The sequence below is a fragment of the Photorhabdus australis DSM 17609 genome (genome assembly GCF_000711895.1).
Classification (GTDB): domain Bacteria; phylum Pseudomonadota; class Gammaproteobacteria; order Enterobacterales; family Enterobacteriaceae; genus Photorhabdus; species Photorhabdus australis.
The window spans coordinates 44,638-52,667 of the sequence record NZ_JONO01000038.1 but is presented as its reverse complement, the minus strand read 5'-3'; the positions used below and the strand labels follow the sequence as shown (position 1 = coordinate 52,667).

General features: G+C 43.2%; 6 protein-coding genes. All 6 read left to right on the top strand.

Annotated elements, in window-relative coordinates; all coding sequences use genetic code 11:
• Window positions 1-900 (top strand): thioesterase domain-containing protein (locus tag BO26_RS12280; protein WP_036771727.1); only part of this gene is annotated, 900 nt, incomplete at its 5' end.
• A gap of 965 nt (window positions 901-1,865) precedes the next feature.
• The gene (locus BO26_RS12275) at window positions 1,866-3,074 is read left to right on the top strand and encodes an aspartate aminotransferase family protein (RefSeq protein ID WP_036771724.1); all 1,209 of its coding nucleotides are present in this window, start codon (window positions 1,866-1,868) and stop codon (window positions 3,072-3,074) included.
• Between the two features lie 21 nt (window positions 3,075-3,095).
• Complete coding sequence (astA, locus tag BO26_RS12270) at window positions 3,096-4,127, top strand: arginine N-succinyltransferase (protein WP_036771722.1); 1,032 nt, start codon at window positions 3,096-3,098, stop codon at window positions 4,125-4,127.
• Window positions 4,128-4,130: 3 nt separating this feature from the next.
• A complete protein-coding gene (gene astD, locus BO26_RS12265) occupies window positions 4,131-5,606 on the top strand; it encodes a succinylglutamate-semialdehyde dehydrogenase (RefSeq protein WP_036771719.1) in 1,476 nt (491 codons plus the stop codon).
• Window positions 5,607-5,633: 27 nt separating this feature from the next.
• On the top strand, window positions 5,634-6,977 hold the full coding sequence (gene astB / locus BO26_RS12260; RefSeq protein ID WP_036771718.1) for an N-succinylarginine dihydrolase: 1,344 nt from the start codon (window positions 5,634-5,636) through the stop codon (window positions 6,975-6,977).
• Between the two features lie 12 nt (window positions 6,978-6,989).
• Window positions 6,990-7,976, top strand: coding sequence for a succinylglutamate desuccinylase (gene astE / locus BO26_RS12255; RefSeq protein ID WP_036771716.1), 987 nt, complete (start codon window positions 6,990-6,992; stop codon window positions 7,974-7,976).
• Window positions 7,977-8,030: the final 54 nt, after the last annotated feature.

The window sequence follows — 8,030 nt, the reverse complement described above, 5'->3', positions numbered from 1 at the left end:
GCAGAACTGGCCGCAAAAATCACATCAGATTCGTTGTCTGAGCCGCAAACCAGTGCCATATCGGTGCGACAGGATGGAACAGAACCGCCATTGTTCTTTGTTCCCAGTGGGATGGGTGACTATTCCTATGTCTTCGGACTGGCTAACCATCTGCCATCAGGCTACCCGATTTATGCCTTGCCCTGGCAGTCAGTCGATGAGGAGCCAATGGCAACGATGGAAGCGCAGGCGGTCAGAATGATCACTTTAATGCAAGCGGTTCAGCCGGAGGGTCCGTATCGGATAGGCGGTTACTCCTCAGGCGGCATATTGGCTTATGCGATTGTTGAGCGACTTTTGAATGCCGGAGAGGGGGTGAATTTCTTGGGCTTGATTGATACGCCAGCGCCTCATGATTTAGGGGAACAGCCGATGCAACCTCAGCATCATTTCTTTAGTGAGTTGGCCCGGCAGGCAGGGGAGCAGCAGACAGAAGAGGTCGCGGCGCTGTATCAGCGAATGGATGAGCTGAATTTGGTGCAGTTTATTGAGGAGGCACAACAATTGGCGTTATATCCGGCGAATTTGAGAGCGGATGTTATTGCGAAGCGTTGGGAGCAGATAGAGAACTATACGCAAATAGTCAGAGATTATCAGCCGCAAGCATTAGCGATAACGTTGCATCAGTTTTATGCGATGGAGCCTTCCTCTGAGATTTCTTTTGTGACGGATGAAAAGCCAGAAGCTGCCAATATAGAGCCGTCGCTGGGCTGGGAACAGGTAATGCCTGATACTTTACTGCGGTTGATTGCTATGCCGGGTAACCATTTTAGTTTATTGGAGGATAATGAGAATCGAGTTGTTTTAGCCCAGGCGCTGAATATGGCGTTAGCAAGCAATTGTGATGGGGATGGGCAGTGACACTAATATATTAAGGAATATTAAATAATTTAGGGTTGGTGTGATAATCCGGTATATATTGTTTATACCGGATTTTTTCTGTATTAAAACAGGATAAGGAAAGTGATAATTGCGATAGAATAATTTTCTTCATGTAGGATCTGAACCGTTTATCTAATCCAGATAAATCATTGAGATAAGCTATGATACGAACAAATTATTATAATAACTTAACCAAGCGATAGTGCTGTTATCATCTGAAATATAAGAGAGTTTAGATATCTCTAATTTTCTGAGTTAGCAGTTAGTTTTTTATTAATTAACAGTCAGATTGTTCATTTATTTTGTTATTTTAATGATAGAACCAGCCTGGTTATTACAAAATTAGATCCAGTCAAATTTTATTTTATACACGAGTTGGTAAATTTCAGACGTTATTAATGAATAATTATTTATTTATTCTTTTCATCTATATACAGTAGATTTAAATTATTCACTTTTTATTCATTGATTATTCAGTATTTTCGCATAAATTGTGCATAAAAATACTTTTTGGAACTTTGAACGAGATCAAAAAGTATTTTTTTTGTTTATAACTTGTGTTGACTTTGTTAAGCGTGGGCAACAGTATCTGTCCAATGGCTGAGGGATTGTTTTTCGAAAATACTGATAAGTGATAAGAATTAATAATATTAACTAAATCATGTAATTTTATTTATCTTCAATGCTTTTTAGCATTCAACTTAGTAAACCTTTTCCTCAGTATTCATTAATTGGTTATATCAATACGGGCTGAAAAGTAATGAGGGTTATATACCCAATAGATTTCAAGATGCATCGCGGCGGCAAGGGAGCGAATCCCCGGGAGCATAGATAACTATGTGACCGGGGTGAGTGAGTGCAGCCAACAAAGAAGCAACTTGAAAGATGACGGGTATATTACTTTGTTTCGTTCAGACGCTCTCTATTTTAAGGGGAAATGATCTATGTTAGAAAATATTCAGAGAAGTTGGTTTGATCACTATATGGTACCTTGTTTCTCTCCGGCTAAGTTCATACCTGTTCAAGCTAAAGGCTCGAAAGTATGGGATCAGGATGGAAAGGAATATATTGATTTTGCTGGTGGAATTGCGGTTAACTCATTAGGACATGCCTATCCTGAATTAAAGGATGAGCTAATTTCTCAGGTCGAAAAAATATGGCATATAGGAAATGGTTACACGAATGAGCCAGTTCTTAAATTAGCAAAAAGACTTGTGGAAAATACTTTTGCTGATAAGGTATTTTTCTGTAATTCAGGCGCAGAAGCTAATGAGGCAGCATTAAAACTCGCCAGGAAATATTCTGCTGATAAATATGGAAAAAATAAAAACGAGATTATCTCATTTAAAGACTCTTTTCATGGCAGGACATTATTTACCGTAACAGTAGGAGGACAACCAAAATATTCACAAGATTATGCACCTCTTCCGCAAGAAATTACTCATCTGCCTTATAACGATTTATCTGCAATCAGAGAACATATTTCCGAAAATACTTGTGCGATTATTGTTGAACCTATTATTGGTGAAGGTGGGGTTATTCCAGCTGATCCTGAATTTTTGCAGGAATTACGTACCTTATGTGATCGCTTTCAAGCATTACTTATTTTCGATGAAATCCAAACGGGAGTAGGTCGTACCGGGTACCTGTATGCTTATCAGGAGTGTGGCGTGGAGCCTGATATTCTGACCAGTGCGAAAGGTCTTGGTGGTGGTTTTCCTATTGGTGCTATGTTAACGAAACAACATATTGCAGAAGCTTTTCAGCCCGGCACGCATGGGACGACTTTTGGTGGTAATCCTCTGGCAGCGGCAGTCGCTAATAAAGTGCTTTCCATTGTTAATCAACCAGAGCTTCTTGCCGGAGTTCAACAGCGTCATGATTATTTTATGGATAGATTATCTAAACTCAACCAGCGTTATCAAATATTCCATTGCCTGCGGGGCAAAGGGCTACTTTTAGGGGCTGAATTGAATAAGAGTTGGCAGGGTAAAGCGAAACAGTTGACCAATATTGCAGCAGAAGAGGGGTTGATTGCGTTGATTGCCGGCCCAGATGTATTGCGCTTTGCTCCTGCATTAAACATTGAATTTGCTGATATTGATGAAGGTCTGATTCGTCTTGAAAGTGCCATCATGCGGTTTGTCGGTTAATAGTAAATTGAAGGTGACGTTATGATGCTTTTCCGAACTGTCCGGCATAGTGACTTAAAGGGCATTCAGGCTCTATCTGAGCGTGCGGGTATAGGTCTGACATCTTTGCCAAATAACTTGGATCAATTACGTTCACGTGTTACACGTAGCGTCGATACTTTTGACGGAAAACTGACCAGAGCTCAGCAGGGATTCCTTTTTGTATTGGAAGATACCCGTGAGAATCGCGTAGTGGGCGTCAGTGCCATAGAAGCTGCGGTAGGGCTGGAAGAGCCGTTTTATAACTTTCGGGTACAAAGAACAATTCGCTCATCACGTGAGCTGGGCGTTTATAAGGCTATTGAAGCGTTAACGTTGGAACAGGATCAGACGGGTAACAGCGAATTATGTACCTTGTTCCTGGACCCGGAATATCAAAAAGAAAAAAATGGGACATTTCTCTCTAAAGCGCGTTTCCTTTTTATCGCCGCATTTAGGGATCTTTTTTCTAAAATCATATTCGCTGAAATGCGTGGCGTTGCCGATGAACAAGGAAATTCACCTTTCTGGAACTCGCTGGGCCAACATTTTTTTGGCATTCCTTTTTCTCAGGCAGATTACTTAACTGGTATTGGCTCGAAGACCTTTATTGCAGAACTGATGCCCCTTCATCCTGTTTATATATCCCTATTGCCTGCTGAGGCGCAGAAGGTGATCGGGCAAGTTCATGAGAAAACGGTTCCGGCCCGAGCGATTCTTGAGAAAGAAGGTTTTTCCTATCAAGGCCATATAGATATTTTTGATGCAGGCGCTTTACTACAGGCTGAGATAGACCGGATACGCGCAGTAAAAGAGAGTCGGCTTGTTTCTGTCAGTAAAGTTAAGTCAGTGATCCGAAGCAACGGCGTTCCTTGCATCGTTGCCAATCAGCACTTTCATGAATTTCGATCGCTCTTATTGAATGTTGCCGATGATAGCAATGAACTTCTTTTAACCTCCGTTGAAATGGATGCATTGCAGGTCAGTGATGGGGAGCAGGTGCGACTCGTCAGTCTCTTTCCAAAGGAAAACTAATATATGAATTATAAAGCACATTACATTGGGGGAAGGTGGATCGAAGGGCTGGGTGAGTCAATGACCAAATTCTCACCAGTAGATCAACAAATTCTGTGGCAAGCTAACAGCGCTGATGCTGCTCAAGTCAGAGCCGCTTGTCAGTCTGCCCGCGAGGCGTTTTATGCCTGGTCACATTTGCCGGCCAGTGAACGAATTAACGTCGTCCAGGCGTTTGCAGCCTTGCTGAATGAACAGAAAGAAGCCCTTGCCCGTGTTATCAGTCAAGAAACCAGTAAACCCTTATGGGAAACTCGTACCGAAATACAATCCATGATAGGTAAAGTGGCTATTTCCATCGAAGCATGGGAACAGCGCACGGGAGAATCGGAAACCATTATGCCAGATGGTCGGGCGTTATTGCGTCATCGACCTCATGGTGTCATGGCGGTTTTTGGTCCGTATAACTTTCCTGGGCACTTACCTAATGGTCATATTATTCCGGCATTGATTGCGGGTAATACGTTGGTGTTTAAACCGAGTGAATTGACTCCGATGACTGCTGAAGAAACCGTGAAACTGTGGGAAAAAGCTGGTTTACCCGCGGGGGTGCTCAATCTGGTTCAGGGAGCGCGCAATACAGGTACCGCATTGCTGGAGGATAAACAGATTGATGGCGTGCTGTTTACCGGGAGTGCCAATACTGGCTTTCATTTTCACCGAGTGCTTGGCGGTCAGCCAGAGAAGATATTGGCGCTTGAAATGGGGGGAAATAACGCACTGATTGTCGATGCTTGCGACGATATTGATGCCGCTGTTTACACCATTGTGCAATCAGCATTTATCTCTGCCGGTCAACGCTGTACCTGTGCTCGCAGATTGTTGGTGAAAAATGGCGCACATGGAGATACGGTGATTAAGCGTTTGGTGGAGGTGACAAAGCGGATCGTGCCATCCCACTGGGATGCTCAACCTCAACCCTTTATCGGCGGAGTCATTTCTCTACAGGCTGTGCAAAATCTATTGGAAGCGCAAGATCGGCTACAAAAACTCGGTGGTATCTCTCTAGTTGCGCTGGAGCAATGCAATCCACAATCAACACTGCTGACCCCAGGAATCATTGATGTTAGCCAAATAGCTGATGTCCCTGATGAAGAGTATTTCGGGCCACTGCTTACGCTGATGCGTTATGACACATTTGATGAAGCATTGGCTATCGCCAATAACACCCGATTCGGATTGGCTATCGGTTTAATTTCGCCGGATGCTGCACTGTTCCAGCGCTTATCAGAAGATGCGCGAGCTGGAATTGTGAACTGGAATAAACCATTGACAGGGGCGTCGAGTAAAGCACCTTTCGGTGGTATTGGTGCATCAGGGAACTTCCGACCCAGCGCTTATTATGCTGCTGATTACTGTGCCTGGCCGATGGCATCCCTTGTTTCCGATGAACTTTTTTTACCTGAAACGCTTTCGCCGGGAATTCATTTCCCTGATTAATTTAATACCATTTTTCCAGAGGTATCTATGTCTGGTTTTGAAGCAAATTTTGATGGGTTGGTCGGTCTGACCCATCATTACGCGGGGCTTTCAGTGGGCAACAAGGCTTCTGTCTATAATAGAGATAGCGTATCTAACCCACGTAAAGCGGCGCTTCAAGGGTTGATGAAAATGAAGTCGCTGGCTGATGCAGGGTTTATTCAGGGGGTGCTTCCGCCGCAACAACGCCCTAATATCCCGGCTTTGCGTCATTTAGGTTTTGCAGGCAGTGATGAGCAAGTACTCCAGAAAGCGGCTCAATATTCTCCCGTATTGTTATCAAAGCTGAGTTCTGCGTCATCAATGTGGACAGCAAATGCAGCAACCGTATCACCTTCGGCGGATAGTGCCGACCAGCGAGTGCATTTCACGGTAGCAAATTTAAATAATAAACTGCATCGTTCGCTGGAGACAGAAACAACATCAGCTGCACTAAAAGCCACTTTTGCTGATAAAAACTACTTTGTGCATCATCGTGCCCTTCCACAACATGAAGACTTTGGTGATGAAGGGGCGGCAAACCATAATCGTCTCTGTGGTGACTATCATACGCCCGGTGTGCAGGTATTTGTTTATGGGCGTAGCGTGCTGCGTGGTGGTCCAGTGCCTCAGCTTTATCCCGCGCGGCAAACACGGGAAGCCAGTGAAGCGGTTGCACGGCTGCATCAACTTAATCCGGCACAAACCGTCTTCGTGCAACAAAAGCCAGTCGCTATTGATAGCGGTGTTTTTCACAATGATGTGATCGCGGTTAGCAATCGAAATGTCCTCTTTCATCATCAGCATGCTTACCTTAATCAGGATCAAATTCTGACAGAAATTGAGCAGAAGATGGCGCGATTGGGACATGATTTTGTCGCGATTGAAGTACCTTCAGAGCGGGTAAGTATTAAAGATGCGGTTGATTCTTATCTCTTTAATAGTCAGTTACTGAGTAAAACTGATGGAAAAATGATGATCGTTGTTCCTGAAGAGTGCCGCCAAAATGTCGCCGTTTGGACCTATTTGCAGTCACTGATTGCGCAAGCCTCTTCACCTATTAATGACGTCTGTGTTTTTGATCTTCGGGAAAGTATGCGTAATGGCGGCGGACCGGCATGTTTACGTCTGAGGGTTGTGTTAAATGATGCTGAATTCCGTGCGGTCAATTCTGCAACATTGATGAATACCCAGCTTTATGATCGTCTGACCAAATGGATAGAACAGCATTATCGTGATGAATTATGTTCCAGCGATCTGGTCGATCCCCAATTACTTCGTGAAGTTTATACCGCTCTGGATGAGCTGACGCAGATTCTAGATTTAGGATCGATCTATGAATTTCAACGCTAAATTGGAGTGGATATGGATCTGTTAACGTTATTGTTTGAAAAGAAACTTGCCGATAGTTTGACATTTCCGGAAACAATAAGTGCGAGTTGGTTGGCAGAAGGTGTATTGCAACTTATTCCTTATGAAAGGAAAAGTCGATCTCTGGTTATTTCTGTGGGTATTCATGGTAATGAAACGGCACCTATTGAAATATTGATTCAGTTATTATCACAGTTGGCTGATGGTACGTTAACACTAGAAAATAATTTGTTAATCATCTTCGGTAACTTGCCCGCTATGCGTGCGAATCGGCGTTATTTACATAATGATTTAAACCGAATGTTTGGTGGTCGTTATCTGGATTTCCCGCAGGGAAATGAGCGGTCACGAGCGGCTGAATTGGAAAATGTTGTGAGGCGTTTTTTTGCTGAACCTTCGGTGTCTTCGACAAATATTCGCTGGCATATTGATTTACATACAGCGATACGGGCTTCTCATCATGAGCAATTTGCGTTATTACCTGCTCAGGGCCGTCCCTTTTCTGCTGAGTTTATGCAATGGTTGAGTGACAGCGATATTGAGGCACTGGTCTATCACAAAGAAAAAGGCGGGACTTTCAGTCACTTCCTTGGGGAGAATTTTGGTGCAGACAGTTGCACGATGGAAATTGGCAAAGTAATGCCTTTTGGTAAAAATGATTTAAAAAGATTTCAGAAAATCATTGAGGCTCTTCGTGGCTTAATTGTTTCTTCGCAAATAACTGCACGCACTAAACCTGAGCTGAAACATTACCGGGTGGTTGATTCGATTATTAAGAGTGATGACAGTTTTCAACTCCATATACCGGTTGATACCATGAATTTCACTGAATTACCTGAAGGGTTTGAAATTGCCAGCCAACGGGACTGCCATTGGAAAATAACATCCTCAGTAAACTTTATATTATTTCCTAATGCTGAGGTTGCTAATGGATTACGGGCGGGATTGTTACTTGCTCTAAATAAAAAAATAACTAAATAAAATATTACGACATTTTCTTTCTGAAGCAGTGGCATTTTCTTCTTCAGAAAGAAT

What these genes read in the sequence shown, in the direction of transcription:
- BO26_RS12275 (WP_036771724.1), top strand. Translation starts at nt 1,866, where the DNA reads ATGTTAGAAAATATTCAGAGAAGTTGGTTTGATCACTATATGGTACCT.
- astA (WP_036771722.1), top strand. Translation starts at nt 3,096, where the DNA reads ATGATGCTTTTCCGAACTGTCCGGCATAGTGACTTAAAGGGCATTCAG.
- astD (WP_036771719.1), top strand. Translation starts at nt 4,131, where the DNA reads ATGAATTATAAAGCACATTACATTGGGGGAAGGTGGATCGAAGGGCTG.
- astE (WP_036771716.1), top strand. Translation starts at nt 6,990, where the DNA reads ATGGATCTGTTAACGTTATTGTTTGAAAAGAAACTTGCCGATAGTTTG.
- astB (WP_036771718.1), top strand. Translation starts at nt 5,634, where the DNA reads ATGTCTGGTTTTGAAGCAAATTTTGATGGGTTGGTCGGTCTGACCCAT.